The sequence below is a fragment of the Nocardioides montaniterrae genome (assembly GCF_054782655.1).
On the sequence record NZ_BAAGSB010000001.1, the window covers coordinates 323,850 to 346,487 of the forward strand.

The following is a 22,638-nucleotide window of genomic DNA, read 5'->3' on the forward strand; positions in this document are numbered from 1 at the left end:
GTTCGACGGAGACGCGACATGCTGACCGTGACCGACCTCTTTTGTGGAGGCGGTGGCTCGTCGACCGGCCTCATGTCCGTGCCCGGCTTCGAGATCAAGATCGCCGCGAACCACTGGCAGCTCGCCGTCGACGTCCACAACCACAACCACCCCGACGCCGACCACGCTCAGGCCGACCTCCACCAGGAAGACCCGCGCTTCTTCCCGCGCACCGACGTCCTGTGGGCCTCGCCGGAGTGCACGAAGTGGTCGCAGGCCGGCGGCGACAAGTACACCCGTGTCGCGGTCGAAGCCGGGCTATTCGACGACGACCTGCTCTGCGACGACGCCGCGCTGCGGTCTCGGCTGCTGATGTTCGACGTCCTCAAGTTCGCCGAGCACCACCGCTACCGGGCGATGATCATCGAGAACGTCGTCGACATCGCCACCCAGGCCAAGTACCGCGAGCCCTGGACCCTGTGGCGGCAGCAACTGCTCGCGCTCGGCTACCGGTTCCGCGTCGTGTCGCTCAACAGCATGCACGCCCAGGCCAACGGCCTCCCCGCGCCGCAGTCGCGGGACCGGATCTACGTCGTCTGCTGGCTCGCCGGCGACCGCGAGCCCGACCTCGAGCCCGCCCTCCGCCCGCGCGCCTACTGCCCGAAGTGCGACACCGTCATCGAGGCCCAGCAGGCGTGGAAGAACGGCCGCACGGTGGGCCGCTACCGCCAGGCGTACGTCTACGTCCACGCCGCCTGCGGCACCACCGTGGAGCCCGGTTGGTTGCCCGCCGCTGCCGCGATCGACTGGTCGATCGCCGGGAAGCGGATCGGGGACCGGGACAAGCCGCTCGCCGACAAGACCCGCCGCCGCATCGCTGCCGGGATCGCCCGCTACTGGTCCCCGTTCCACATCGAGGCAGGCGGCAACCAGTACGACGCCGCTGACCCCAAGCACCGCAACTACGGCGACCCGAACGCCTACTACCGCGCGTGGCCGATGGAGGAGTACCTCCGGGTGCTGCACACCGCCGAGACGAAGGCGCTCGCGATCCCCGTCGAGGGCCGCGACGGCAAGCACGCCCGTCCCCTCGGCCTGCCCGGCCGCACGCAGACCACCCGCAACGAGACCGGTCTCGCGTACCCGTCGTTCCTGCTCGATCGCCGCTTCGAGTACCGCCCCCGGTCGCTCGAGGACCCGCTGTCGACGCTCACGGCCAACGACACCAGCAAGGCGCTGATCTCGCCGCTGCACGTCTCGCTGATGGGCGGCACCGACACCCACGTCGCGAACAGCGCGCGCCCCGTCGACCGCGAGCTCCGCACCCTCACCGCCGAGGGCAACAACGACTACCTCCTCACGCCCTACTACGGCAACGCCGAGTCGTCGAAGCCCATCGACCAGCCCATCGGCACCCTGACGACGCACGACCGCTACGCGCTCCTGATGCGGAACAACGGCGGCGGCGCCGAGATGAGCACGCCCATCCACGAGGCCATGCGCACCCTCACCACGGCCGGGCACCAGTCCGTCCTCTCGCCCGGCGACCTCGAAGCCGCCGAGGCGCAGGTCGACGACTGCCTGTTCCGCATGCTTGAGCCTCACGAGGTCGCCGCTGGCATGGCTTTCCCCGCCGACTACCAGTGGGACGGCACCCGCCGCGAGCGCGTCAAGCTCGCCGGGAACGCCGTCACGCCGCCCGCCGCGCGTGACCTCGGGGCGTGCGTCGCCGAAGCGTTGGTCGGTGCTGCATGACCATCTGCAAGGACATCACCGACCCCGCCGACGAACGCCACGGCACCTACCGCGGCTACCGGGCACACGTTCGCGCCAAGCAACCCGCGTGCGAACCCTGCCGACAGGCATGCCTGACCTACAACGCCAAGTACTCCAACGGTGGCCGCGGAAACCCGTGCCTCGGTTGCGGGAAAGCCACCCGCGCCGCCTCGCGACACTGCCAGAACTGCCAGCGCGACAAGGCGGCACCAAAGAAGCCTTGCGGGATCTGCGGACGCCGACTCAAGCTCCACGACGGCATCTGCAACTCCTGCCACATCGACACCTGCATCGTCCCCACCGAAGCCGACAAGCTCACCGGAGGACGCTGGGTCACCGTCAACGGCGTACAGCGCTACCTCAGCCCCGAGGACGAGATCGCCGCCTATGCCCTCCGCATGTCCCCGCTGCTGCAACGACTCCTCACCGAGCGCTACGGCAACACGGGCGACTGGTGGACCAAGCACGGCGACCGCTTCCGCGACGAGCCCACGCAGGTCGCCCAACGCCGCCGCGAGATCGCTGACGAGTACAACGCCGCAGACGGGCGTACGCGGGACTACCGGCGCGAGATGGAGCGGGTGGCATGAGCGAGTCCTGCCCGTGCTGGTCCAACACCTACGCACTCGGACACGAGGGCCATTGCTGCTTCACGCCCGGCGCCAACGGAGAGCGATTCAAGGCCGATGACGACGTCTGCCACGGAGAGGAGTACCGGCAATGAGCGAGCTGACTGATCTGCGCGATCACGCCCGCGCACGCCTCGCCTGGACGCCGGACCTGCCCATGCGCGCGGCCTGCAAGACGTACACCGCGTTCGGGACGCCGAAGCCCGCCGACCACGTCAACTGCGGCGGATGTGGCTGCGAGTGCCACCGACCGACCGCCAAGGAGATCAGGTTGTGGACGCAGATCGCTGAGGAGATCGACGTCTACCTCACGCCTGCAGAGAAGGAAGGAGGGCTGTGGTGACGCCCTACTGCGCCGACGACCAGGTCACGCTGTACCACGGCGACTGCCTCGACGTGCTCGCCGAGCTGCCCGACTGCTCGGTTGACGCGGTTTGCACAGACCCGCCGTACGGCCTGGAGTTCATGGGCAAGGAGTGGGACTCGTTCGGCGGTGACACCCGGCAGCCGTTCCGCGGCGAGATCCAGACGCCAGACAACCCGTTCGGCCGGTCAACCGTGCGCTACGGCGGCACCTCGTCCCTCGGCGGGAAGCACGCCGCCGCGATGCTCTCGTTCCAGCAGTGGTGCGAACAGTGGGCCACCGAGTGCCTGCGCGTCCTCAAGCCGGGCGGCCACATGCTCGCGTTCGGCGGCTCCCGGACATGGCATCGTCTCGCGTCGGCCGTCGAGGACGCCGGGTTCGAGATCCGCGACTCGATCGCATGGCTCTACGGCTCCGGGTTCCCGAAGTCGATGGACGTGTCCAAGGCGATCGACAAGGGCGAGGGTCACTGGCGCGGCCGGGCGGGCTCGGTCGCGTCCGACAACGGCTCGATGGGTGGCCCGAACTACGAGCGCACGCCCAAGGGTGATCCCGTCACTGCTGCTGCTGCTGCCTGGCAGGGCTGGGGCACTGCGCTCAAGCCCGCGTTCGAGCCGATCGTTGTCGCCCGCAAGCCCCTCGCCGGGACCGTCGCGGCCAACGTCCTCGCGCACGGCACGGGCGCGCTCAACATCGACGCCTGCCGGGTCGAGACGGGCGACAGCCTCGGCGGCGGCGCCGAAGCCGGGTCCGTGAAGTTCACCCACGAGGGCTGGAACCGCCCGTGGATGGACGACGCGGCCGCCGTCTCCGCTCACCGCGAACGCAAGCGCGCGAACGTCGAGAAAGCCGAGTCGCTGGGCCGCTGGCCGGCGAACGTCGTCCTCGACGAGTCGCAGGCGGCCGAGCTCGACCAGCAGACCGGAGAGCTCAGCAGCGGAGTCCTCGCCGCACACCACGCCCGCAACCCGAAGGACGCCGGGATCCTCGGTGCCTACGGATCCGCCGAGGGCGAACGCGGCTACGGCGACACCGGCGGCGCGTCCCGGTTCTTCTACGTCCCCAAGCCAGACTCGCCCGAAGAGCGGGCCGGGTGCGCCGTGCGGGCGCGAGTCGAAGCCGTGCTGAACGGACCGACCATCGACGGCGCCGACAGGAAGCGCATCCGCGAGGCGCTGGCGACTGACTGTGCATGCCCGCCCTGTCCCGGGCGCGGCAACGACGGGCACGGGATGACTCACTGCGCCGAGTGCTGCTTCGGGACCGGCGTCGAGGCTGACATCGACTGCCCGACCCACGGTGACCACCTACCTCCGTTCCGCTACGTCGCCAAGGCCGACCAGTCGGAGCGCGTCAAGGTCGACGGCATCGCGCACCCCACCGTGAAGCCCCTCGACCTCATGCGCTGGCTGGTACGGCTCGTCACCCCGCCAGGCGGGACCGTCCTGGAGCCGTTCGCCGGCTCGGGCACCACCGTCGGGGCGTGCCTCCTCGAAGGGTTCAACGTGATCGGGATCGAGCGCGAGGCCGACTACCTGCCCCTCATCCGGCAGCGCATCGACCGCCGCCGCGACCCCGTGGCCGCCGTACGCGCCACGGGCGACGACGCCGGGCTGTTCGACCTGATCGACGGCGGCGGTGATGCCGCATGAACGCCCTCCCACGCATCACCGTCGCGCCCTCCGAGCACGGCTGGCGAGCGCTCTGTACATGCGGTTGGCGGCTGGACCACACCAACCGGCCAGTGGTCGACCTGGAAGCACAAGCGCACCGAGCAAGGTGCGGGCGGAGGGGCTGATGGCACTCCCATGGGTCCGGCTCGACAGCAACATCGGGTCGCACGACAAGATCCTCGACCTCCTGGCCGACCCCTCGCCCAAGCGCTGGCAGGCAGCGTTCTCCTACACCGTCTCGCTCGGCTACTCGGGCGGCCACGGCACCGACGGACGCATCCCGAAGGCTGCGCTCCCGTTCGTCCACGGGACGCCGGCGACGGCCGCCCTGCTGTGCAAGTACCGGCTGTGGCAGGCGCGCACCGCTGACTGGCTGATCGTCAACTATGCCGAGCGCCAGGAGCTGACGAGCACGTCTGAGGCCAAGCGTGAGGCGCAGTCGCGAGGTGGCCGCAAGTCCAGGTGCATCGCCAACCACGGTTCCGAGTGCGGTTGCTGGAAGGAGCCCAAGTGAACTTGCAAGGTGACTTGAAGTCGAACTTCAACACGGACGGACGGACGGACGGACTTAGAACCAACTTGCGGCCGGATGTGAACCACGAGGTAGTAGACGCGGGCGCGCATACGGCGAACGAGTCGTGGATCAGCGTCGGCGAAGTGCTGGCCGCCGGGCTCCCTACGGTCGCCGGCGACAGGCACCCCGTAATCCGCACCGGCGAGCGCGCGGAGATCCCCGGCTACGTCCGGCTGGCAATCTGGCTGCGCGACGGTGGACGCTGCAAGCTCTGCGGTGACGTCGAGCCTCACGACGGCATGCTGCACCTCGACCACATCACGCCGTGGTCGGCAGGCGGGCCCGACACCAGCGACAACCTCCGCCTCCTCTGCGAGCGCCACAACATCGAGCGCAGCAACTACATCGACCACGCCCGCCCCGCTCGACCGGCGACGTGGTGGTGCATCAACTGCTACAGCCGCGACGGATACGGCTGGGAGTACGACGCGCACACGGTCCGTTGCCCGATCCACGGCCACCACGGCTGCCGCGTGACCGCGCAGTACCGCCGCCAGGTGCTCGCAGCAGCCCAGACCGGCACCGAGATCATCAACTGGCACGAGCGCGAACCGATGCTGCTCGCCAACGCCACCACGCTCGCCTACTGCGCTCACTGCAACGCACCCGGCATGACGGACCAGCCGCTGTGAACGCTGACGAAGCACGCGACCGCGCGGTCAACGCCCTCGCTAACCGCTTCCGTGCCTTCGGGGCAACGGACCCCGCCATCCGCGCGCACGAGTACATCGGCGGACTCATGGCTGAGGGGTGGACCTGGCAGCCGACGGAGAACCGCCCAGTGCCGCCGAAGCGCGACGACGAGTGCCAGCAGCACGCCGGCCAGTGGGCGGGGCGCTGCGCCGGGTGCGCCGCCGACCAGCTCGAGGCCGCCACCGCCAAACGCGCGCAGCGAACGCCGCCACCCAAGGTCCCCAAGCCGCCACTGCCACGCGTACACCCGCAGCCCATCCGCGAGCTGCTGCCCAGCCCGCACGACACCACCACCGAGGAGAACCGATGAGCAAGCCCAATTCCTACGGCAGCAAGAGCAACCGCGCCCGTCGCAAGGCCGTTGCCGACGAGAACGCGAAGGCCGAGCAGGTCGAGTGCATCGACTGCGGCGGTCGTCACCGCGACGGGCGGCACTACCGATGAGCGACCGCTGCCACCCCCACAACTGCCGGGCGTGCAAGAAGTGCGAGGGCCGTGTCGCGGGGACGGTCGAGCTGACCGAGGAGCAGCGGGCCGAGTGGCGCGAGAAGGCAGCCGCAGACCGGTGCCCGCCGCAAGACGGCCGCATCCTTGCCCTGCTGGACGCGCTCGACGCTGCTGAGGCCCGGCTCGCGGCCGTGGAGGCCGATCGGGACGAGGCGCAGGAGCAGGCGCGTGTTGCAGCTCGCACATGCTGTGGATGCCACACCGTCGCCGCCATGCGTGCCGACGCCGCTGAGGCCAAGTTCCAGCGGTGTCTGGAGTCGGAGAACCGGGCACAGGACGCGCTCGCCACCGCTGAGGCTGAGATCGCGAGGCTGACCGCCGATCGGGACTCCCGGCATGACGCATGGGCGGCTGCTCTCAAGCAGGCCCACGCCGCTGAGCGGCGGGCCGAGAAGGCCGAGGCCATGTGGGCGGAACGGTCCACTGAGCGTGACGCACTCTCGGAGAGGTTCGTCCGGTCCGAAGGTCTTCGCATCCAGGCTGAGAAGAACGAGGACTGGCTCAACGGCCGTATCGAGTACACCGAGGCCGAGAACCGTCGCCTGACCGCGCTGGTCGAGGCCGGGCTGGCGCTGGCCGACCTTGGCGTCCGCGAGCAGTGGCCGCCCGACGAGTGGCGCGCAGGCATTATCGCCGCGCTCGGGGGGACGGCATGAGCGCCGACACCGACGCCCTGGCAGCGCTGATCGCCAAGCACCACTGCGACTACAAGATCAGCAGGGACTTGGTGGTCACGTTCGACTGCGGGTTCGTCTACACGTTCGACCGCGAGGAAGTGTTCACCCTCCGCAACGCTCAGGACGCCCACCTTGCCGCCGTGATCGCCGCCCACCACCGTAAGCAACTGGCGCAGGCACACGCCGCGTGGTCAGCGAACGTGCAGGCGTCCATCGACGGTGCGGTGCGGAAGATGCAGGCCGCTGCGTGGGACGAGGGCCGCGACCACGGCGACGAGTGCGTCTCCCTGTTTGTCCGCTGCATTGACAACCCCTACCGGAAGGACCAGGAGGCCGACCGTGGCTGACCACGAGGCGCTGGTCGAGAGGGCCGCTGAAGCGTTGTGTGCCGCCGATCAGATCAGCACGTCGAGGACATGGCCGATTCTGCGCGACGAGGCCCGTGACAACTACCGCAAGCAAGCCCGCGCCGTGGTCGCCGCCGTCTCGGACGCGCTCAAGGCTGAGGGCCTGCGAGAGGCAGCAGACGACTACATGGCTGAGTGGGTCCGTCGCGGTCCTGAGCGCGCTGTCGTGACCCGCGAGTGGCTCCGTGCCCGCGCTGACCGGCTCGACCCGAGGGAGGGCGCATGAGTGAGCCGATCACGCCGGAACAGCGAGCCGATTGGCGGGAATCTGCCGAGTCTTGGCACGGGACCGACACCAGAAGCGAACGCATCATCGCTCTGCTCGACGCCCTGGACGCCGCTGAGGCTGAGCGGGACGAGTGGGAGGGCATGTTCAAGCGGTGCCTGGAGTCGGAGAACCGGGCACAGGACGCCCTCGCCACCGCTGAGGCCGACAACGCCCGACTCCGCACCGTGCTGGCGAAGGTCGAGGCGCTGGCCGACGAGTGGCTCGCGACGGGCAGCCTGCTCGCCACAGATGGAAGCCGAGGGCTGGCCCTCCGCGCCGCCCTCCGCTCCTGCGCCTGTGGCACCGACGCGACCGCCATGGACCCCGCCGAGGTGGTCGTACACAGCGCCGCGGGATGCCGGATCGAGCGGCGGGAGGGGACGTCATGAGCGTCAAGCGCGTCGACTGCTTCACGGTGGTCTGTGACTGGCACGGCTGCGGAGCGACCGTGTGCGACGAGAGCGACTACTCCGGCTGGGATGTCGACGGCATCGAGGTCGAGGTCGAGAACGCCATCGACGCCGGATGGCATCAGGCACGCGATCGAGGGATGCTCGGCCTGCTGAGCGCCGGAACCGTCTCGGGTGAGCACTACTGCCACCGTCACCCCGCCGCCTGGGCCAGCGACGCTGAACAGGTCGCCTCGATGACCCCGCCATACCTGCTGATCCACGACGGCGACACCGAGGACCCAGACGACGACGGCAGAGTCACGCTCGTCCTGCGCCAACTCGAAGACCCGCGACAGCAGCCTCTCGCGTTCGGAGTCGGTCGATGACCCCCGAGTGCGTCATGCCCGCCTGCACCCACCCCGGCGCCGGGATCAACCGCGCCGGCCAACCCGTCTGCACCGACCATGCCCTCGTCGTGGTGTCAGGCAGCTTCGTCCCCGACCGACACAGCGAAGGAAGTCACGAGTGAACTGCCTGTCATGCCACGCCACGACCACCAACGGACTCGGGTTGTGCGAGCTCTGCACCTACGCCGCGTCCGAAGCGCTGGGTCATCGCGGCATCGTGGTCCACTTCGGCAACCTCGCCCGACAGCGAAAGCCCGCCCGGCCCAACGGCTCGCTCGGTGGCCGAGGGACGTGGCTCATCAAGCGCGGCGAGGTCTCCGGCAGCGTCATCGACCACGCGCTCTCCTTGGCCGCCAATGACCTCGCGACATGGGCCAGGGCGCTCCATGACGACCGGCCGCAGTACCAGCCTCCCGAGCAGGCCGACACTGAAGCCGCGACCGTGGCCGCGCTCTGCGCCAGCCTCGCCGAGCACCTGACCACGATCGCCTGCCTGGAGTGGGCCGGCCAGTTCGTCCGCGACACCACCCGCCATTACGCAGCGCTGCGGGAACTCACTCGGACCGTGATCCCCGGCTGGTACGCGGGCGCATGCAGGATCTGCACGGCCGGCGAGATGCGCGTCGTGCCCGGCGACAAGCTCGCCTCGTGCCGCGACTGTGGGGCCACGACGTTCGCACGAGACTCGCTGGCGGTGATCCTCGAGGAGGCAAGCGGGTGGGTGGCAACGCCGAAGCGGATCGCCGAGGCCGTGGTGGCGCTGAGTGACAGCGAGCCGAGCGTCGCCAAGGTCTATGACCGCGTGCGACAGTGGGCCAACCGTGGCGACCTGGAGCCGATCTACCGCTACAAGCGCGACCACGTCTACGACCTGGAGCAGCAGCGCATCGTCGTCGCTGACGTCAAGATCGGCCGTGCGCGCTACCGGTTCGGTGACGTGTTCGACCTGCTGACCGCGACACGACCAGCGAAGGTCGAGCAAGTGTCGTAACGACGCGCTACCCTTGTCACAGTTTCGCGGTGCGAAGCGTCCCCAAGGGCCAGCCGAGGTGCTGGCCTTCGTCGTTCCAGGGGGTAGCCCATGGCCGAGACGATCCGGGTCACCGACGAGACCACACGCGCCGAGCTGATCGAAGCGCTCGGCAACCTCTGCGCCTACGCCAAGCGACAGCCGCACGTGCTCGGGGTCAGCAGCCCTTCGCGATGGGATCTCGCGCACAGACGGATTGATGCGGTGCTGGATGAGATGGGCCGGCGGGCGTGAAGGTCTGCGCCGAGCCTGGGTGCCCGGCGTTACAGGCCGAGCCGCGATGCTTGGAGCACAGGCGTCAACGCGAACGTGCACGCGGCACCCGACAACAGCGTGGCTACGACGCCGCGCACGACCAACTCCGTGCGGACTGGCAGCGCCGACTCAACACTGGCGAGCGTGCGACCTGCTGGCGTTGCGGAAATGATCTAGACCCCAAGGCTTGGACTCTCGGTCACTGCGACGACGACCGCACCATCTACCACGGACCCGAATGCCCGGCATGTGACTACGCGACCGCGGGGCGGACCATGTGTCCCCACCCGTCGCATGCATGATCATGCATTCCGGCGCATGACCCCAGGGGGAGGGGCCACCTGCGGACCGATCTAGGGACCGCGGGTAAGGCGCCCGAGGGGTCCGCCGGGTTCAGAAGGTCGCGACCGTCCCGTGTGATGCATAACCATGCAGCCCCCTTCTCGGGCTGTGACGTGACGCCTTGGCGCGATGCCCTGGCGTAACCAGATGCGGCGCGATGCCGCGATCAGGAGGCAGTCATGCCCAAGGGTGGAGCGCGCGCCAACTCAGGTCCCCCGCCTGACCCGAATGCCCTCCGCAGGTCGCGCAAGTCTGACCCTGCGTGGACGAAGATCTCGGCAGCCGGCCGCTGCAAGCCGGCTCCTGAGTGGCCGTCGCCCGAGCCGTCGTCGCGCGAGCTCGAGGTCTGGCGCCGCTGGTGGACACTCCCGCAAGCGCTCATCTGGGACGAGTCGTTCTCGCTGGACTACGTGGCGCTGGTCGCTCGCATGTTCGTGGAGGCCGAGCAGCCGAAGGCGCGCACCGAGGACCGCAAGAGCGTGAACTCGATGATGGCGACCCTGTTCCTGACGCCGGACTCACTACTCCGAGCCCGGATCTTGATCACGGGCGACGCCGAAGACGACAACGCCGCACCCGCTCCAAGCCGCGACGCTGGCGTGACCGACATCCGATCGCGGTTGAACCGTGGAGGCGCGTAGCGGCTACACGGTCGACTTCCCGACCCTGTGGATCGTTCCCGCCTGGCATGAGCGGCACTGCATCATCCCGGACGGCTTCCGCAAGGGCACGCCGTGGCGCCACTACGACTGGCAGCTCTGGGTCACCGTCAACCACTACCGAGTGAAGCCCGGCGTCGAGCCGTTCGATGACGAGGGCTACCCGACCCGGGCCGCTGCGTTCGAGAACCGCCGCACGCAGGTTATCGACGCGCAGAAGAAGGGCAAGGGTCCGTTCGCCGCAGTCATCACCTGCGGCGAGGCCGTGGGCCCGGTGCTGTTCTGCGGCTGGGCCGAGGGCGGTGAGTTCTACCGCTGCTCCGACCACGGCTGCCACTGCGGCTGGTCGTACACCTACGAACCAGGCGAGCCGATGGGGATGCCCTGGCCGACCCCGCTGATTCAGCTGCTCGCCACCTCCCAGGATCAGGTCGACAACGTCTGGCGCCCCCTGCAGGCGATGGCTCGCGGGCCGTACCTCTCGGGTCTGATGCGAGTGGGCGAGGAGTTCATCCGCCTGCCCAACGAGGGCCGGATCGACGCCGTCACCTCATCCGCACTCTCTCGCCTGGGCAACCCAATCACCTTCGCGCTGCAAGACGAGACGCAGCTCTACACCGAGCAGAACAAGATGGTTCGGGTCGCGGAGACGATGCGGCGCGGCCTTGCGGGCATGGGTGGCCGGTCGATGGAGACCACCAACTGCTACGACCCGTCGGAGAAGTCGGTCGCGCAACGCACTCATGAGTCGCGCGCCAAGGACGTCTTCAAGTTCTACGAGCCTCCTCCGCCCAAGCTCAACTGGTCCGTGAAGGCTGAGCGCCGGCAGATCGTCGAGATGGTCTACGCCGACTCCCCGCACGTCAACATCTCCGCGATCCTTGCCGAGGCCGAGGAGATCGGCGAGAACGACCCGGCGCAGGCCGAGCGCTTCTTCGGCAACCGCATCGTCTCCGGCACTGACGCGTGGTGCTCGGTTTCGAAGTGGAACGCGCTGACCGAGCCGCGCGAGGTGGGGCCTGGTACGCAGATCGTGGTCGGCTTCGATGGCTCGGACACCGACGACTGGACGGGCTTCCGCTGCGAAACTCGCGACGGCTACCAATTCACCCCGAAGTTCCCCGACGGCCGCCCGATGATCTGGGATCCGGCGAAGACCAACGGCCAGGTTCCGCGGGTCGAGGTCGACGCCGGACTCGCGCACATCATGGACCGCTGGAACGTGGCCCGGATGTATGGCGACCCGCCCTACTGGGAGTCCGAGATGGACGCCTGGGCCGAGAAGTACGGCGAGAAGGTCGTCATCCGCTGGTACACCCGCCGCATCCCGCAAATGCACTCGGCGGCCGAACGGCTCCTGACCGACATCGGCAAGGCGGGGACCGAGTTCGCCCACGACGACTGCCAGACGACCGCACTCCATGTCTCAGCCGCCAGGCGGTCCCATCGTCCCGGCGGGCGCTACGTCCTCGCCAAGCCCGGCGACGGTCGCAAGATCGACATGGCGATCCCCTCGATCCTCGCTCACGAGGCGTGTGGAGACGTGACGGCGGCCGGTTGGCCCGAGCTGACGACACAGACCTACTTCCGACTGCCTCGCTGACCCAAAGGAGGGCAACGCACATGGCGCTGACGCCCTTCGAGGTCGAAGTGATCGACCGCCTCAAGCGTCGACTCGACGACCGCGCGCTGAGCGACGAACTGCTGCTGCGCTACTACCTCGGCCAGCAGCGGCTCGAGCAGCTCGGCATGGCGATTCCTCCCTCGATGCGTCGCTTCGTGGTCATCGCCAACTGGTGCCGCACCGTCGTCGATACGACCAATGACCGCCAGCAGGTCCGTGCGCTCATCCTGCCCGGCGAAGAGACCGCGGACCCGCAATTGCGTGCCATCTGGGACGCATCGAACCTCGACGCACACGTGGCGATGTTCAACCGCGACCGGATGATCTACGGCCGAGCCTTCATGTCGGTCGGCGCCAACGAGGCGAACCGCGAACTCCCGCTCGTCCGGGTCGAATCGCCCCGCGAGATGGTCGCCGAGATCGACTACCGCCTGGAGCAGATCACCGCTGCGGCTCGGTTCTACGGGCAGACCATTACTGGTTATGGGCCGACGAACGTCACGCTCTACCTGCCTAACTCCACCATCTGGGTCGAGCGCGGCGAGGACGGCCGTTGGTACGAGGTTGACCGCGACGACCACAAGATGGGCGTCGTCCCTGTCGTGATGCACCTCAATCGACGCCTGTCCGGCTCTTGGCGCGGCGAGTCCCAGATGAACGACGTGATCCCGCTGGTCGACGCAGCAGCTCGGTCCCTGACGAACCTGCAGTTCGCGCAGGAGGCACACGGCATCCCGCGCATGTGGATGGCCGGTGTCGCCAAGGGGGACTTCGTCGACGAGGACGGAAAGCCGATCCCCCAGTTCGAGGCGTACTTCGACGCGATCCACACGATCACGGATCCTCAAGGCAAGGTCGGCCAGCTTACCGCGGCCGACCTCAAGAACTTCCAGACCGCCTTGGAGATCTACGGCACGCAGGCCGCGATCACCACCGCTTTCCCGGCCCGCTACTTCGGCCTCCTGCCCACGAACCCGCCGACCGAGGGCTCGATACGCGCGGACGAGGCCGGGCTGATCCGTTCGGTCGAAGCACAGAACCTCGAGGTCGGCATGACGCTGGGCTGGATGGGCGCGCTGGCGATGCGGTTCTCCACCGGACGCATCCTGGAAGCCAACCAGGTCCGTGTCGACTGGTTCGACCCAGCAACACCAACCGTGTCCCAGCGAGAAGACGCCTTGGCGAAGCGCCGCGCTGCCGGCGTGCTGTCCCGCGAGGGCTACTGGGACGAGCTCGGCTGGTCCGAGGCCCGCAAGGCCAAGGAACGCGCCTACTTCGACGCCGAAGCCCTCGACCCGGTCACCAAGGCCGTAATGAGCGAGCTGCAGGGACAGACCAGCGCGGGCGTCACGACTCGCGCGGCCGGGCTGTAAGGGGCGTAGGCGGTGGCCCAGACCGCCACGCCGCCCCCAGCGGCCCGTAAGCACTACCTGTGGTCCGCCCTGCTCGCCACACGGGCAGTACGCGAGGCGCGGAAGGCCCGCGGGCAGGGCGCGACGGCCGTCTCGCGGGTCATCGCGACCCACCAGATCACCGCAGCCACGCGAGCGCCGATCGCGGTCGCGCGGATGCTGCTGGAGCAGGAGATCCAACAGGAAGCTCAAGCCCTGCTGAACTCCGCAGCCTTCACGACCTCGTTGCAATCGCTCACGGCGATGGCCGAACAGATCGCCACCGACTACGAGTTCGACCGCCTGGTCTCCTCACTGGTCCAGGACGCCGCGAGGACCGCCGAATCGGTCGCCACGGCTGTCATCCCGGACGTTGGCTACGTCCGCTTCCTCAACCTGCCCTCCTGCTCGCGCTGCGCCGTTCTGGCGGGCCGCGTGTACCGCTACTCGACCGGATTCGAGCGGCACCCCGGGTGCGACTGCGTGATGCTGCCGACCACGATTGCCAATGACCGGCTAGCCCAAGACCCGATCGAGCTGATGAAGGCCGGCCAGGTCACGGACCTGCCTAAAGCCGACCGACAGGCGATCCTCGATGGCGCCGACTTCGGCCGCGTCGTCAACGCCCGCCTCAGGAAGGGCGGAGTGCGCGACTCCGGTCTCGTGTTGACCCGCGCCGGCCGCCCCACTCCTGCCGCGATCTACAAGGCGGCCAAGACCCGCGATGACGCCATAGCAGCGCTCGTCGCAGCGGGCTACGTCCGCACCTAAACCACCCGACGACGCGAGGTCGTCGGGAAATCACTCCGCGATGGAGGAGCCCGACATGTCCGAAGACGTCACCGACACGACCGCCCAGCAGCCGCCCGACCAGGCCGGCGAGGTCACCGACAAGCCTCTCGGCGAGAACGGCGAGAAGGCACTCAAGGCCGAGCGCGAAGCTCGCGCCGCGGCCGAGAAGTCGGCAGCCGCACTGCAGAAGCAGCTCGATGACATCGCCGCGGCGAACCTCTCCGACCTGGAGAAGGCGCAGAAGGCGGCAGCAGACGCTCAGGCCGAAGCCGCGAAGGCCACGACCGAAGCCATGCGCCTCCGGGTCGCAGCCAAGCACGGCATCTCGGACGAGGACGCCGACCTGTTCCTCACCGGCTCCGACCTGGAGACCGTCGAGCGACAGGCGACAGCGCTCGCTGCCCGGACATCAACCGGACCCAAGCCCGACCTCTCCCAGGGAGCAAAGGGCAACCCCGCCACCGGATCACCGGAGACGGACTTCGCCAACTTCCTCGGCGCGCAACTCAGCGGCCGAGGCTGACCTGACTAAGGAGTCAGATTTCACATGGCTACCAACCTCTCGAGTGTCAACCCGACCCTCCTTCCGCCGACCGTAACCGGGCCGATCTTCGACCAGGCCATCGAGTCCTCGGCCGTCATGAGCCTCGCCCGTCGGGTGCCGCTCTCCATCACCGCCAACACTGCGATCCCGGTATCGATGGACGTCCCCGCCGCTGGCTGGGTCTCCGAGGGCGGCGTCAAGCCGGTCGGCAACGGCGCCGTGAGCGTCAAGACCATGACCGGCAAGAAGGTCGCCCTGCTCGTCCCGGTCTCCCAGGAGGTCGCGATGAGCAACGCCGCTGGTCTCTACGACCAGCTGCGCCAGGATCTGCCCACCGCCATCGCCCGGGCCTTCGACTACGCCGCGATCCACGGCAAGGACCTGCGGACCGGGGGTGCCGGGCCGTTCGCCGACTACCTCAAGCGTGGCGTGACCAGCGTCGAGCTGGGCACCGCCGCCCAGAACGCCGGCGGCATGTACGCCGACCTGGTCTCGGGCGAGAAGGCGGTCACCGACAGCGGGTTCGACTTCACCGGATTCGCGGCCGACCCGCGCCTGCGCCCGACCCTCAAGATGACCACCGACACCCAGGGTCGTCCCCTGTGGGTCGACGGTACCCAGGCTGGGCTCGCTGGTGGCAACCTCATCGGTTTCCCGGCGTACTACAACCGCGGCGTCTCGGGCTCGTACCGACGCAGCGGCAACCTGGTGCAGGTCATCACCATCACGGGGACCCCGACTGGTGGCACGTTCACCATCTCGGGCAACGGCGCCACCTCCGCGCCCATCGCTTACAACGCCGCGTCCAGCGCCGTGCAGACCGCCGTACGGACGCTCGGTGGCCCGTTCGCCAACGCCACCGTCGCCGGCTCGGCTGGCGGCCCGTACACCGTCACTCTCGGTACCACGGGCGTCGCAACCGGCCCCCTCCGCGCCGACGGATCCGCCCTGACTGGCGGCACCAGCCCGGCCGCCGTCGTCGCGCAGTCGCCGACGACCGACACCAAGCTCCGCGCGATCGGCGGAGACTGGAGCCAGGCGGCCTTCGGCGTCGGCATGGACATCACGATCAAGGTCTCCGACACCGCGTCCTACGTGGACGAGGCCGGCGTGACCCACTCGGCGTTCCAGGAGAACCTCGTCCTCCTGCTCGTCGAGGCGTACTACGGCTTCGTGTGCAGCGACAACGCCTCCAAGGCGTTCGTCGCCTACACCGACGCCGTCTGATCTGAACCAGAAGCCTAAGAGGAGGCGGTCATGCCTGTCGCTACCGAATCTGACGTAGAGACCGCGCTTGGCCGCCCCCTCTTGGCCGCCGAGGCCACCCAAGCCAACTGGTGGCTCGTCGGCATCGAACTCGCCATCGTCCACCGCCTTGGCGACGTGAGCGCCCTCAACCAGGACGCTGTCAAGTACGTCGAGGCCGAGGCTGTTGCTGAGAAGCTACGGCGTCGCGGGACGAATGAATCCAGCATCACCGTCGCGGTCGATGACGGTTCAGTCACCCGCCGGTTCGACAACCCGTCTTCGGCCGATGACATCACGGATGAATGGTGGAGCCTGCTCACCCCGAGCGGCAATGCCGAGTCATCCTCGATCCGACCCGGATTCGAGCCGGACGCTGTACGCTGGCCGGTTCGGCCGCCCGGGAGCTGGTGCTGGCCCAACAGCGTCGACTGGTGGGGACGATGAGCTTCGTAGCCGACGCGATCGCCGTCGAACTTCCCTTCCTCCGCGCCGAGGCCCGCGCCCGCATGACCTCCATCTGCACCATCCGCCGACGCTCGGCCACCCGCACGACCGGCGCCGACGGCATGGACGTCAACACGTGGGACGTCACCCACACCGATCTCCCGGTGCGTATCTCGGGCAACGCCCGCGGTGCCGCATCGATCACGGCCCGCAGCGAGCGAACCACCGAGTTCAACCGCTCTGACCGCACAGCGAGCCTGCCGTACGACACGACCGACCTGATGGACGGCGACCTCATCGAGGTCATCGCGGGCGAGAGCGCCGGCACCGTCTGGCGGATCGTCGAGGCCGACTGGCAGGACCAGGCAACCGCACGCCGAGTCCCCGTTGACGCCGTCGACCGTCCTGAGGAGTGGTGAGCGTGCGCATCATCGTCACCGACACCCTGGACGACCTGCAGCACGACCTCGAGGACGCCGCCGCCAAGATGCAGCGCAGTGTCACGAGCGCCCTCAACGACGCCCAGAAGCTGGGCACGCAGGTCGCGCGCAGGCACGCTCAGGCTGCCTCAGGGCCGCACGGCAAGAACTTCTACAAGCGCATCACTGGCGAGATGCTGACCCCGACCAGTGCCGAGTTCGGCATCACCGCCGACCAACGAGGCGAACCAGTCGGTGCGGGCTTCCGCCACGGTCCGCCGAACCGCGACTTGGCGGCTGCTGGCGACAAGGCCGCCGCGGAACTCGCGTGGCAGATCCGAAGCGCTATCGACGGGGTGCTTTGGTGAGTGACGAGCATTACGCCGCCGCAGTCAAGACGGTCATCGCTGCCGCCCTCGCTGATCTCACTGCTGGCCCGGTAGTGGCCTACGACTACGACGAGATTCCTGGCACGAGTCGCGGCGACAAGCCCGGCACTCGTCCGGCACGCTACGTCGCGATCGATCTGTCTCGGCGCTACAGCGATAACCGTCGCGCATCTGGCGAGGTCTCGTTTCCGCTCGGTCGTCTCGGCACGCGGTACTGCGCCGAGTCCGTGACCAGTCTGCGCGAGATCCGGCGCCGCGTTCGTGCCGCGCTGGAGTCACAGATCCTTCCCGGCGACTTCGGACCGTTCGACTTCGAGATCGAGTCCGAGGAGCTTCACGCCGACGCGCTCGGCTACACCGCTGTCGACGACTGGACCTTCTGATCCATCGCGGCACTCGCCGCATCCGCCCCGCTTCGCCTACCCGCAAGGGAGATCCCGCCATGCCCAGCAAGAGCACTTCTAAGCCGGCGAACGAGCCCGTTCGTCTCGATGTCGATGCCGCCGAGTTCGGCGCTGACGTCGCCGCCGCCGCCGAGTCTGCCCCGGAGTTGGCGACCCGCCTTGATGCCATCGACGGCACTCCTGAGCCCGACGAGTTCGGCAGGTACCGCGTCCGCGACGAGGACACCGGCCACGAACTGTCCGTGCATGCCGCCGCCCTGCCTCACGGCAACTACACGGTCCTCGACGAGCTCGCGAGCGACCCCGTCACCAGTGACCCGCTTCCCGTGAAGCACCACGAGTCCCTGTCGAGCCACCCCGCAAGCGGCCAGCTGGCCGACCCCGAGAAGGAGAACGCCAATGGCTGACACGCTTCGCCCCGACCCGACCAAGGTCTACGAGCGCGAGAACTGGGTCTTTGTGCCCACCTTCGCGGACTACACGACCCCGCTCGCCACGGAGGCGATCGCGGCATCCGCCCTGGACATCACCCGCATCGCCTTCGCTGAGAATGGCCCGGCGCCCGATCAGTCGACCGAGCTCGTGAGCCAGAACAAGCGGTACGGCGATGGCCGCATCTTCCAGTTCGTCGGCGACACGACGTACAGCGGCGGCGACATGTTCTACCAGTTCGCCCCGCAGGCAGCCGCGGGCTCGGATGGCAAGAAGGCGTACGAGAAGTTCCTCAACACCTCGGGCACGATCACCGGATTCCTGATGCGTCGCCAGGGCGTGCCGCGCGCTACGACGATCACCGCCGGCCAGTTCGTCGACGTCTACCCGGTCGAGTTCGGACCCTCGCTCCCGACCAAGGTCGGCGACGGAGCCGCGGCCGAAGCCGCCGCGAAGTGCACGTACGCCATCACCGGCGCCCCGGCCCTGAACAAGGCCCTGGGCTGATCCCAACGCCGAGGCGGGCGGGTTCGACAGTCGCCCGCCTCGGTCCCAGGCCCTCGCGGGCCATTCGCTGTCGATCTGTCGTTCTGTCGAAGGAGAACCCCTCATGGCCACCGTGATCATCTATGCCGATGGCGACCTCGAGCGCCTCAACGCTCTGGTCCGCGACCGCGTGCTCGCCGAGGTCAAGCTGGCCGAAGCGAAGGCCGAGCAGGCGACGGCGCTGCGCTATGGCGACGGAGAGGACGTCGTGCTCGCCGAGGCCGTCGAGGCTGCTCGTCAGGCGTACGACGACTTCGAGGCCGAGGCTGCTGATCGCGCAGAGGCGTGGGAGCTCCAGCCGATCGGCCACACCGAGTTCCGCGAGCTCGTAGCGGCGCATCCGGCCCGCCGGATCCCGAACCCTGAGGCGGGCGCTCCGGGCGAGCCGGCGACCATCGTGCATCCCGATGACGCCGAGTACGCCGTCGACGTGACGGCATTCGGCCGGGCGCTCCTCCTATTCGTCGACCCCGAGGATCCTGAGATCCGCACGGTTACCCAGCCAGCAGACGGTCTCGTTCGTCGACTCAAGCGCCTGCGTGCCGGGCACTTCGACCGGCTCTGGCGCACCGCCTACGACCTCAACACCGAGGACGTGCTGGACCCAAAATGGCTGCGCTCCTCGACCGCGAGGACGTCGAGCGAGATCTAGGAGTCTCCGAGAGCCTCGGGCTGACGCTGACAGAGTTCGATTCGCTGCGACCGATTGAACGGCGCCTGCGGATCGCACGCTGGGCACGGAAGCGCGAGACCTGCTCAGACTGCGGCCGACCGATCTCCGAGTGCTCGGACCCGAGGCCGAACCGCTACGCCTACCGGCTGATCTGCTACCGCACGATGGAGGCCGCGGCTGCTCAGGCGGCGTACGACGACCTGCACCGCAAGGCCGCATTCCATGACGGCACCTTCACCAATTGGGGCGAGAAGCGATCGCCCGAACATCCCTACGCCCATAACGACGGCGTGACCATCGGCGTGGCCGATGAGGATCTGATGCCCTGGGACGCGTTCACGACGAAGGTCGACGCGTCACCCATCCCGCATGAGCCGCCAGCCGGCGAGCGCGAGATTCACGACGGCGAACACGCCGCCGAGGAGTAGCAGCCAGCCGCCAACAACGGACGCGCCGCCGCTGCCCAGCACGAGCCCAACGAAGCCGACAACGGCGCCGATCAGTGCCGCGCCGAGCCGTGCCGTGGCACTCATCGGCGTCTTCATGGAGTCCTTCGAGGGCGGAATCGGTCCGTCGCTCCATGCCCAGCGCGTCCACTCGCGGATGTTCGCCATGCGCTCAACCGTAAACCCGCCAGGAGGCTCCCGTGAGTGTTCGCCGAGAAGCGGTCCGCCTTGACGTCGAGGGCAACTTCGCCGAGAAGGTGCTCGAGGACGCGGCCGCGGTGAAGCTGCTCGATCACGAGCTCAAGAACCTGTCTGGGCACTCGGTCCAGACCTCGCGCTCGCAGGACCGGCTGGCGAAGGACATCGACAAGACCGGGCAGTCGGCTCGCAAGGCGTCCGGCGACCTCGACCGCTATTCGGGGCGCCTGGGCATCCTGGCTGCCGCCGTCGGCGCGTTCGGTCCTGGCCTGATCCCGATCGGCGGTGTCGGGATCGCGGGCCTGGGCGGTCTGACGAACGACATGGGCATGGCCGCTGTGGCTGGCGGGTCACTGATCGTCGCTTTCCATGGCGTTGTCGATGCCGCGAAGGTGATGAACAAGGCCGCACTCGAGCCGACCTCAGCGAACCTCGAGGCCGCGCATCAGGCGATGGAGCACCTTGTTCCCGCCGCGCGCCAGTTCGTGATCGAGTTCCAGAAGTTCCGCCCGCTGCTGGGCCAGATCCAGCAGTCGGCGGCCTCGGGCTGGTTCCCCGGTCTAACGAAGGCGATGCACGAGCTTGTCCCGCTCGCCCCGACGATCGAGAAGATCTTCCACGACGTCGGCACCGCTGGCGGGAACCTGGTCGCCCAGGGCGCGAAGGCACTGGCCGGCCCTCAGTGGCGCGAGTTCTGGCAGTTCATCGACACCGAGGCGCCGAAGGCCATGGCGGCGATGGGCAAGGTCGTCGGGTCGCTGGCCCACGGCTTGTCGCAGGTCTGGATGGCGTTCCAGCCGCTCAACGACGGATTCAACAACTGGCTCATCAACGCCGCGCACTCGTTCGACCTGTGGGCCACGAATCTCTCCAAGACCCAGGGCTTCCAGGACTTCGTTTCCTATATCGAGCAGACCGGCCCGCAGGTTTCGCAAGCTCTCGGCGCGATCGCCAAAGCGGTGATCGCGATCATGCGCGCCGCCGCCCCGATGGGTGGCCCGGTCCTGAAGGCGGTCACGGCATTCGCGGACGCGATCGCCAAGATTGCCGACTCCCCGCTCGGCACCCCGATCATGGCCGCCGTCACCGCGATGTCGGCGCTCAATATCGCCACCAAGCTCGCCACCGGCTCGATGAAGGCGCTCGGCATTCAGGCAGTCCTCACGGGCGAGGAGGCCGCAGCTGCTGGCGCTGCAGGCGGCGCTGGTGGCGGCCTTAAGGGTAAGCTTCTCGGCCCGACCCTTGCCGCGATGGGGCTCCAGTACGCGGCCGGCCAGTCGGGTTCCGCGACTTCGCAGAACGCCTTCGCGTCGGCAGCGGCGGCGCAAAACCTTGAGGGCATGAAGGCCCACTTGGCCGACATGGAGAGCCACTACAACGACTGGCAGCACCTTGCTGGTCACGGTGGCGGTTTCTTCGGCGGCCTAGGCGTCATCGCCCATCACCCGCTCGACGCCGTGAACGACTCATTCTCCGACGTGCTTGGCGAGGGTCGAAGCGGACTCAAGGCCAAGATCGACGCTGCAAAGCACGCCATCGCCGATCTCGAAGCACAGGAGAACGGCGCCAAGGGGTCTTCGCGCGGCCTTGCGACTGCGATGAACGGCCTCGGTTCGGCGATGAAGCAAAGCGCCCAGGAGGCGCTCGGTGCGTTCGACGCAGAGACGAACTATCGCGAGGCGCTCAAGGCCGCCAAGAAGCAGGCCGACAGCAACAGCGCAGGCATCAAGGGCAACTCCGATGCCGCGCTCAAGAACCGCGAGGCGCTGGGGCAACTGGCGGCAGCGTGGCAGAACCAGTCTCAGGCTGTGCGGTCGAACTCGAAGCGCCAGCACGAGGCCCGGCAGGACTTCATCAGGACTGCCGAGGCGATGGGCGTTGGCATTCCGGAAGCCCGTCGGCTGGCCAAGGCCATCATTGACATCCCGCCGAAGAAGGTCATTCCGGTCACGGTCCAGGACCAGCAGGCGAAGGATTCGATCAACGTCCTGCGGAACCTGATCGAGGGCCACCCGATCATTCAGACGATCAAGGTGCAGCACGTCGGTCAGGCGCCCGGCAACGTCTCGGGCTCCGGCGCGATGGGCGCTTACCTGAACGGTGGTAAGGGAAACGGCAAGGCCGACGGCGGCACGATTCCGAAGACCGGCCTGCCCTACGCCGACCGGCACCCGTACCTGCTCGCTGACGGCGAAGAGGTCATCTCCAACCGCTACGGGCAGGCCGACCGCCACCGGTCGCTGCTCAAGGCGATCAACGCCGGCCGACTCGCGGACGGCGGCACGGTCGGACGCTCCCGTGCGATGGGCGGGACCGTGCGCCACGTGATCGAGGTGAAGGTCGTTGGCGGCGAGCTGGACCTAGGTCGCGCCAAGCAGCAGATCCACGCGATCGCGCGAGAAGTCTCCAGCGACGAGGACGGCCAGCAGTCCGCTTTCGATGAGTTCGTGGGGTGA

General features: G+C 68.4%; 31 protein-coding genes. 30 read left to right on the forward strand and 1 reads right to left on the reverse strand.

The window, feature by feature from the left end; all coding sequences use genetic code 11:
- Positions 1–18: 18 nt before the first annotated feature.
- From ACYVJ3_RS01740 to ACYVJ3_RS01880, 29 genes are all read left to right on the forward strand, one after another.
- Complete coding sequence (locus tag ACYVJ3_RS01740; protein WP_460850760.1) at positions 19–1,734, forward strand: DNA cytosine methyltransferase; 1,716 nt, start codon at positions 19–21, stop codon at positions 1,732–1,734.
- A complete protein-coding gene (locus ACYVJ3_RS01745; RefSeq protein ID WP_460850761.1) occupies positions 1,731–2,345 on the forward strand; it encodes a hypothetical protein in 615 nt (204 codons plus the stop codon). The genes ACYVJ3_RS01740 and ACYVJ3_RS01745 overlap by 4 nt, the downstream gene beginning before the upstream one ends.
- 130 nt (positions 2,346–2,475) lie before the next feature.
- On the forward strand, positions 2,476–2,727 hold the full coding sequence (locus ACYVJ3_RS01750; RefSeq protein WP_460850762.1) for a hypothetical protein: 252 nt from the start codon (positions 2,476–2,478) through the stop codon (positions 2,725–2,727).
- Positions 2,724–4,400, forward strand: a complete 1,677-nt coding sequence (locus ACYVJ3_RS01755; protein WP_460850763.1) for a DNA-methyltransferase — start codon at positions 2,724–2,726, stop codon at positions 4,398–4,400. The genes ACYVJ3_RS01750 and ACYVJ3_RS01755 overlap by 4 nt, the downstream gene beginning before the upstream one ends.
- A 145-nt stretch (positions 4,401–4,545) precedes the next feature.
- A complete protein-coding gene (locus tag ACYVJ3_RS01760; protein WP_460850764.1) occupies positions 4,546–4,935 on the forward strand; it encodes a hypothetical protein in 390 nt (129 codons plus the stop codon).
- 143 nt (positions 4,936–5,078) lie between these two features.
- The gene (locus tag ACYVJ3_RS01765) at positions 5,079–5,627 is read left to right on the forward strand and encodes an HNH endonuclease (protein ID WP_460850765.1); all 549 of its coding nucleotides are present in this window, start codon (positions 5,079–5,081) and stop codon (positions 5,625–5,627) included.
- A complete protein-coding gene (locus tag ACYVJ3_RS01770) occupies positions 5,624–5,998 on the forward strand; it encodes a hypothetical protein (RefSeq protein WP_460850766.1) in 375 nt (124 codons plus the stop codon). The genes ACYVJ3_RS01765 and ACYVJ3_RS01770 overlap by 4 nt, the downstream gene beginning before the upstream one ends.
- Entirely contained in the window at positions 5,995–6,132 is a 138-nt protein-coding gene (locus ACYVJ3_RS01775; protein ID WP_460850767.1) for a hypothetical protein, read from the forward strand. Before ACYVJ3_RS01770 ends, ACYVJ3_RS01775 begins: the two co-directional genes overlap by 4 nt.
- The gene (locus tag ACYVJ3_RS01780; RefSeq protein WP_460850768.1) at positions 6,129–6,851 is read left to right on the forward strand and encodes a hypothetical protein; all 723 of its coding nucleotides are present in this window, start codon (positions 6,129–6,131) and stop codon (positions 6,849–6,851) included. The genes ACYVJ3_RS01775 and ACYVJ3_RS01780 overlap by 4 nt, the downstream gene beginning before the upstream one ends.
- Entirely contained in the window at positions 6,848–7,219 is a 372-nt protein-coding gene (locus ACYVJ3_RS01785; RefSeq protein ID WP_460850769.1) for a hypothetical protein, read from the forward strand. Before ACYVJ3_RS01780 ends, ACYVJ3_RS01785 begins: the two co-directional genes overlap by 4 nt.
- A complete protein-coding gene (locus ACYVJ3_RS01790; RefSeq protein ID WP_460850770.1) occupies positions 7,212–7,505 on the forward strand; it encodes a hypothetical protein in 294 nt (97 codons plus the stop codon). The genes ACYVJ3_RS01785 and ACYVJ3_RS01790 overlap by 8 nt, the downstream gene beginning before the upstream one ends.
- A complete protein-coding gene (locus ACYVJ3_RS01795) occupies positions 7,502–7,936 on the forward strand; it encodes a hypothetical protein (protein ID WP_460850771.1) in 435 nt (144 codons plus the stop codon). Before ACYVJ3_RS01790 ends, ACYVJ3_RS01795 begins: the two co-directional genes overlap by 4 nt.
- Entirely contained in the window at positions 7,933–8,325 is a 393-nt protein-coding gene (locus ACYVJ3_RS01800) for a hypothetical protein (RefSeq protein WP_460850772.1), read from the forward strand. Before ACYVJ3_RS01795 ends, ACYVJ3_RS01800 begins: the two co-directional genes overlap by 4 nt.
- 139 nt (positions 8,326–8,464) lie before the next feature.
- Positions 8,465–9,337: a hypothetical protein gene (locus ACYVJ3_RS01805; protein WP_460850773.1), complete on the forward strand. Its 873-nt coding sequence runs from the start codon at positions 8,465–8,467 to the stop codon at positions 9,335–9,337.
- Between the two features lie 90 nt (positions 9,338–9,427).
- Complete coding sequence (locus tag ACYVJ3_RS01810; protein ID WP_460850774.1) at positions 9,428–9,610, forward strand: hypothetical protein; 183 nt, start codon at positions 9,428–9,430, stop codon at positions 9,608–9,610.
- A gap of 542 nt (positions 9,611–10,152) precedes the next feature.
- Positions 10,153–10,614, forward strand: a complete 462-nt coding sequence (locus tag ACYVJ3_RS01815; protein WP_460850775.1) for a phage terminase small subunit — start codon at positions 10,153–10,155, stop codon at positions 10,612–10,614.
- Positions 10,601–12,235, forward strand: coding sequence for a hypothetical protein (locus ACYVJ3_RS01820; RefSeq protein ID WP_460850776.1), 1,635 nt, complete (start codon positions 10,601–10,603; stop codon positions 12,233–12,235). Before ACYVJ3_RS01815 ends, ACYVJ3_RS01820 begins: the two co-directional genes overlap by 14 nt.
- A gap of 20 nt (positions 12,236–12,255) precedes the next feature.
- Complete coding sequence (locus ACYVJ3_RS01825) at positions 12,256–13,629, forward strand: phage portal protein (RefSeq protein ID WP_460850777.1); 1,374 nt, start codon at positions 12,256–12,258, stop codon at positions 13,627–13,629.
- Positions 13,630–13,641: 12 nt separating this feature from the next.
- Positions 13,642–14,418: a hypothetical protein gene (locus ACYVJ3_RS01830; protein WP_460850778.1), complete on the forward strand. Its 777-nt coding sequence runs from the start codon at positions 13,642–13,644 to the stop codon at positions 14,416–14,418.
- 55 nt (positions 14,419–14,473) lie between these two features.
- Entirely contained in the window at positions 14,474–14,962 is a 489-nt protein-coding gene (locus tag ACYVJ3_RS01835; protein WP_460850779.1) for a hypothetical protein, read from the forward strand.
- 24 nt (positions 14,963–14,986) lie between these two features.
- Positions 14,987–16,210: a phage major capsid protein gene (locus ACYVJ3_RS01840; RefSeq protein ID WP_460850780.1), complete on the forward strand. Its 1,224-nt coding sequence runs from the start codon at positions 14,987–14,989 to the stop codon at positions 16,208–16,210.
- Positions 16,211–16,240: 30 nt separating this feature from the next.
- Positions 16,241–16,675: a hypothetical protein gene (locus tag ACYVJ3_RS01845; RefSeq protein WP_460850781.1), complete on the forward strand. Its 435-nt coding sequence runs from the start codon at positions 16,241–16,243 to the stop codon at positions 16,673–16,675.
- Positions 16,672–17,094: a DUF6093 family protein gene (locus ACYVJ3_RS01850; protein ID WP_460850782.1), complete on the forward strand. Its 423-nt coding sequence runs from the start codon at positions 16,672–16,674 to the stop codon at positions 17,092–17,094. The genes ACYVJ3_RS01845 and ACYVJ3_RS01850 overlap by 4 nt, the downstream gene beginning before the upstream one ends.
- A gap of 2 nt (positions 17,095–17,096) precedes the next feature.
- Positions 17,097–17,462: a hypothetical protein gene (locus tag ACYVJ3_RS01855; protein WP_460850783.1), complete on the forward strand. Its 366-nt coding sequence runs from the start codon at positions 17,097–17,099 to the stop codon at positions 17,460–17,462.
- On the forward strand, positions 17,423–17,866 hold the full coding sequence (locus tag ACYVJ3_RS01860; RefSeq protein WP_460850784.1) for a hypothetical protein: 444 nt from the start codon (positions 17,423–17,425) through the stop codon (positions 17,864–17,866). Before ACYVJ3_RS01855 ends, ACYVJ3_RS01860 begins: the two co-directional genes overlap by 40 nt.
- A gap of 59 nt (positions 17,867–17,925) precedes the next feature.
- Positions 17,926–18,294 (forward strand): hypothetical protein, encoded by a 369-nt coding sequence (locus tag ACYVJ3_RS01865; protein ID WP_460850785.1) that lies wholly within the window; start codon positions 17,926–17,928, stop codon positions 18,292–18,294.
- A complete protein-coding gene (locus ACYVJ3_RS01870) occupies positions 18,287–18,826 on the forward strand; it encodes a phage tail tube protein (RefSeq protein WP_460850786.1) in 540 nt (179 codons plus the stop codon). Before ACYVJ3_RS01865 ends, ACYVJ3_RS01870 begins: the two co-directional genes overlap by 8 nt.
- A gap of 103 nt (positions 18,827–18,929) precedes the next feature.
- Entirely contained in the window at positions 18,930–19,517 is a 588-nt protein-coding gene (locus ACYVJ3_RS01875) for a hypothetical protein (protein ID WP_460850787.1), read from the forward strand.
- Entirely contained in the window at positions 19,475–19,966 is a 492-nt protein-coding gene (locus tag ACYVJ3_RS01880) for a hypothetical protein (RefSeq protein WP_460850788.1), read from the forward strand. The genes ACYVJ3_RS01875 and ACYVJ3_RS01880 overlap by 43 nt, the downstream gene beginning before the upstream one ends.
- Here ACYVJ3_RS01880 and ACYVJ3_RS01885 read toward each other — a convergent pair.
- Positions 19,895–20,152, reverse strand: a complete 258-nt coding sequence (locus tag ACYVJ3_RS01885) for a hypothetical protein (protein ID WP_460850789.1) — start codon at positions 20,150–20,152, stop codon at positions 19,895–19,897. The genes ACYVJ3_RS01880 and ACYVJ3_RS01885 overlap by 72 nt on opposite strands.
- 32 nt (positions 20,153–20,184) lie before the next feature.
- Here ACYVJ3_RS01885 and ACYVJ3_RS01890 point away from each other — a divergent pair, with 32 nt between their 5' ends.
- Positions 20,185–22,638: a hypothetical protein gene (locus ACYVJ3_RS01890; RefSeq protein WP_460850790.1), complete on the forward strand. Its 2,454-nt coding sequence runs from the start codon at positions 20,185–20,187 to the stop codon at positions 22,636–22,638.